The 4,693-nt window shown below is 45.6% G+C and carries 3 protein-coding genes; 1 reads left to right on the top strand and 2 read right to left on the bottom strand.

Annotated features, from left to right (window positions below):
* Positions 1-161: 161 nt before the first annotated feature.
* Positions 162-1,202: a recombinase RecA gene (recA, locus tag AB4496_RS16820; protein WP_009847633.1), complete on the bottom strand. Its 1,041-nt coding sequence runs from the start codon at positions 1,200-1,202 to the stop codon at positions 162-164.
* A gap of 139 nt (positions 1,203-1,341) precedes the next feature.
* Positions 1,342-1,836, bottom strand: coding sequence for a nicotinamide-nucleotide amidase (gene pncC, locus AB4496_RS16815; RefSeq protein ID WP_029223075.1), 495 nt, complete (start codon positions 1,834-1,836; stop codon positions 1,342-1,344).
* Between the two features lie 124 nt (positions 1,837-1,960).
* Here pncC and mutS point away from each other — a divergent pair, with 124 nt between their 5' ends.
* On the top strand, positions 1,961-4,522 hold the full coding sequence (gene mutS, locus AB4496_RS16810; RefSeq protein WP_009847635.1) for a DNA mismatch repair protein MutS: 2,562 nt from the start codon (positions 1,961-1,963) through the stop codon (positions 4,520-4,522).
* The last annotated feature ends 171 nt before the right edge of the window (positions 4,523-4,693 follow it).

Raw genomic sequence — 4,693 nt, 5'->3', positions numbered from 1 at the left:
TGTGTATAAGAGACAGATCTAGAGCAACCACCGTCACTTTCCTCTAAACATTCAAATACCTTACATTTTTACGACTGAAACAATAAAGCCTCGAAAATTCGAGGCTTTAAAATCTTTCAAAGTCATGCTTTCTTATGAAGGTGACTTAACAAAACGTTAGCTTATAGCTCTTCGTTTTCTTCTTCCTTCTCTGCACCTTTCTCTTCAAGCACAGCAGGAGTTAGCAGTAACTCACGAAGTTTAGTATCAATTTCTAGAGCAACTTCTGGGTTTTCACGCAGGTATTTACCAGCGTTAGCTTTACCTTGGCCGATCTTGTCGCCTTTGTAGCTGTACCAAGCGCCTGCTTTTTCTACTAGCTTATTCTTAACACCTAAGTCGATAAGCTCACCTTCGCGGTTGAAGCCCTTTCCGTAAAGGATTTGAGTTTCAGCTTGTTTGAATGGTGCAGCAATCTTGTTCTTAACAACCTTGATACGAGTTTCGTTACCAACAACTTCATCACCATCTTTAATCGCGCCAGTACGGCGAATATCAAGACGAACAGATGCGTAGAACTTAAGTGCGTTACCACCTGTTGTTGTTTCAGGGTTACCAAACATCACACCAATTTTCATACGAATTTGGTTAATGAAGATAGCCATACAGTTAGACTGCTTAAGGTTACCTGTTAGCTTACGCATTGCTTGAGAAAGCATACGTGCTTGAAGACCCATGTGGCTATCGCCCATTTCGCCTTCGATTTCTGCTTTAGGTGTTAGTGCTGCTACTGAGTCAATAACAAGAACATCGATAGCACCTGAACGAGCCAGTGCATCACAAATTTCTAGAGCTTGTTCGCCTGTATCTGGTTGAGACACAAGCAAAGCGTCGATATCAACACCCAACTTTTGAGCGTAGATAGGGTCTAGTGCGTGCTCGGCATCGACGAATGCACACGTTTTGCCCACTTTCTGTGCTGCAGCAATAAGCTCAAGCGTTAACGTTGTTTTACCTGATGATTCTGGACCGTAAACTTCTACGATACGTCCCATCGGTAGGCCACCAGCACCTAGTGCGATATCTAGAGATAGAGAACCTGTAGAAATAGTTTCTACGTCCATTGTGCGGTTATCACCAAGACGCATGATTGAACCTTTACCAAATTGCTTTTCAATCTGACCAAGGGCTGCGGCTAACGCTTTTTGTTTATTCTCGTCCATTACTATCTCCACATAATCGGTTGTCTTAACAAGCGATCTAGAATCTATTTCTAACCCACATAGGGGTGACTAATTGGCTTTTATTATACTGTTGATTCATACAGTGTCTATACCTGTGTGAAAATAATTTGTACAAATGTTACTTACCTTCCATTGATAGGTAATCATAAATAACTTGTAGGGCATGGTGCGTGGCTTGTTGGCGTACTTGTGATCTGTCGCCTGTAAATACATGCGTTTCTACTTTATCCCAACCGTTTAGTGCTTTCCAAGCGAAACATACCGTTCCAACAGGCTTATCTTCGGTCGCGCCACCTGGGCCAGCAATACCACTGATCGATACAGAGATAGTCCCATTTGAATGTTGCAATGCCCCGCTCGCCATTTCTATTACGACAGGCTCACTCACCGCACCGAACTCAACTAAGGTTTTAAGCTGTACGCCGATCATCTCTTGCTTCGCTTCATTGCTATAAGTAACAAATGCACGATCAAACCAACCAGAGCTCCCTGCGATATCCGTCACCGCGCTAGCAACCCCACCGCCAGTGCAAGATTCAGCCGTCACTAAAACGTGTTTATGTTTAGCGAGTAAGTGTCCAAGCTGTTCACTAAGATCTTGAGTCATCTGCATCATCAACTTCCCTTTATCTACTGTCATATCATTCGGATTCGCATCTTTTCGCATGTGTCGCTTTTCGCACGAAACGCTTTCACGTATCCTAAGCCGCAATAGAAATAAACGAAAGAAGTTAACTGTGAAAGCCGATCAAAAACATACTCCCATGATGCAGCAGTACCTAAAGCTAAAAGCAGAAAATCCAGAAATTCTGCTGTTCTACCGCATGGGCGATTTCTACGAGCTTTTCTACGATGATGCTAAAAAAGCCTCTCAACTCCTCGATATTTCGCTAACCAAGCGTGGCTCTTCAAACGGTGAGCCTATTCCTATGGCGGGCGTTCCATACCACGCCGTTGAAGGTTACCTTGCGAAGTTAGTGCAGTTGGGCGAGTCCGTAGCGATTTGTGAGCAGATTGGTAATCCAGCAACTTCAAAGGGCCCGGTTGAGCGTGCTGTCGTACGTATCGTTACACCCGGTACCGTGACCGATGAGGCTTTGCTTTCTGAGCGCATTGATAACCTGATTGCCTCTATTTACCACCACAATGGTAAATTTGGCTACGCGACGCTTGATATTACTTCTGGCCGATTCCAGCTATGTGAGCCGGAAACCGAAGAAGCAATGGCGGCAGAACTGCAGAGAACCTCACCTCGTGAGCTACTGTTCCCTGAAGATTTCGAACCTGTAAATCTAATGGCAAGCCGTAATGGCAATCGCCGCCGCCCGGTATGGGAATTTGAATTAGATACCGCGAAGCAGCAATTGAATAAGCAGTTTGGTACTCGCGATCTGGTTGGCTTTGGCGTAGAAGGCGCGAAACTAGGCTTATGTGCGGCTGGTTGTTTGATCCAATACGTGAAAGATACCCAACGTACTGCCCTTCCACATATCCGTTCACTGACGATGGATAAGCAAGATCACTCGGTGATCCTCGATGCAGCGACTCGCCGTAATTTGGAGATCACGCAAAATCTTGGTGGTGGTAGTGATAACACCCTTGCCGAAGTACTTGATCACACTGCGACAGCAATGGGTAGCCGTATGCTTAAGCGCTGGTTACATCAACCAATGCGCAATATCTCTGCACTCGATCAGCGCCTAGATGCTATTGGTGAAATGAAAGATTTAGCTCTGTTCACAGAACTACAGCCAACCTTAAAACAGATCGGGGATATCGAACGTATTCTTGCTCGATTGGCACTTCGTTCAGCTCGTCCTCGTGATATGGCACGACTTCGCCAAGCGATGGAATATTTGCCAGAACTTGCAGAAACACTGACGCAATTGAAGCACCCATACCTAACTCAACTTGCTCAATATGCCTCGCCTGTGGATGAGGTTTCTGAACTACTTGAGCGAGCGATCAAAGAGAACCCTCCCGTGGTTATCCGTGACGGTGGTGTAATTGCAGAAGGCTACAATGCCGAGTTAGACGAATGGCGCGACCTTGCAGCTGGCGCAACCGAATTTCTTGATAAACTTGAGCAAGAAGAGCGCGAACGTCATGGTATCGATACACTTAAAGTGGGCTACAACAACGTACACGGTTTCTTCATTCAAGTAAGCCGCGGACAAAGCCACCTTGTGCCACCACACTATGTTCGCCGTCAAACGCTGAAAAATGCAGAGCGTTACATCATTCCTGAGCTAAAAGAGCATGAAGACAAAGTGCTTAGCTCTAAATCGAAAGCCCTAGCTATCGAGAAGAAGTTGTGGGATGAGTTGTTTGATTTGTTACTGCCCTATCTAGAGCGACTACAAAACATTGCTTCTTCAGTGTCTCAACTGGATGTTCTTCAAAACTTAGCTGAACGCGCAGACACCCTTGATTACTGTCGTCCAACCATGACTGAGTCAGCTGGTGTACAAATTCAGGCGGGTCGTCACCCCGTTGTTGAACAAGTAATGGACGAACCGTTTATTGCTAACCCTATCGACCTCAATGATCAACGTAAGATGCTGATCATCACAGGTCCAAACATGGGTGGTAAGTCGACCTACATGCGCCAGACCGCACTCATTGCGCTGATGGCTCATATCGGTTGTTATGTTCCAGCAGAAAGCGCGACGATTGGTTCTATCGACCGTATCTTTACTCGTATTGGCGCATCCGATGACTTAGCTTCGGGTCGTTCAACCTTCATGGTTGAGATGACAGAAACCGCAAACATTCTGCACAACGCGACACCAAATAGCCTTGTGTTAATGGATGAAATCGGTCGTGGTACCAGTACTTACGATGGTCTGTCTCTGGCTTGGGCAAGTGCGGAATGGCTAGCCAATCAAATCAATGCGATGACACTATTTGCAACGCACTACTTTGAGCTAACTGAGCTACCAAACCAAATACCAACCTTAGCGAACGTACACTTAGATGCGGTTGAACATGGCGACAGCATTGCCTTTATGCACGCAGTTCAAGAAGGTGCCGCAAGTAAATCTTACGGCCTTGCGGTTGCAGGATTGGCTGGCGTGCCTAAAGCAGTGATCAAAAACGCACGTGCGAAGCTGACTCAGCTAGAAGCATTGAGTATCGACTCTCCGACATCAAAGCCAAGTGGCGTTGATATCGCGAACCAACTGAGCCTGATACCTGAACCAAGTGAAGTCGAACAAGCACTGGCGAATGTTGATCCTGATGATCTGACACCTCGCCAAGCATTAGAAGAACTCTACCGTTTGAAGAAGTTACTTTAGTCTCTTTCCAAGTAGGTTGCTATTGTCGTTTTGTACTGTCGCTTGAGTCGGCAGCATGAACAACAAAAGCCACAAACAAAAAAACGCTGAATTAAAGTCAGCGTTTTTATTTGTCTTCTATTCAAAGAAACATCATCAGTTCATTTAGTCGTTTTCTACGTTGAACAGGTT

It is taken from the genome of Vibrio sp. 10N.222.46.A1, assembly GCF_041473595.1.
GTDB lineage: Bacteria > Pseudomonadota > Gammaproteobacteria > Enterobacterales > Vibrionaceae > Vibrio > Vibrio tasmaniensis_A.
Note: the sequence above shows the minus strand (reverse complement) of the source record. Positions and strands in the feature narration are given on the sequence as shown.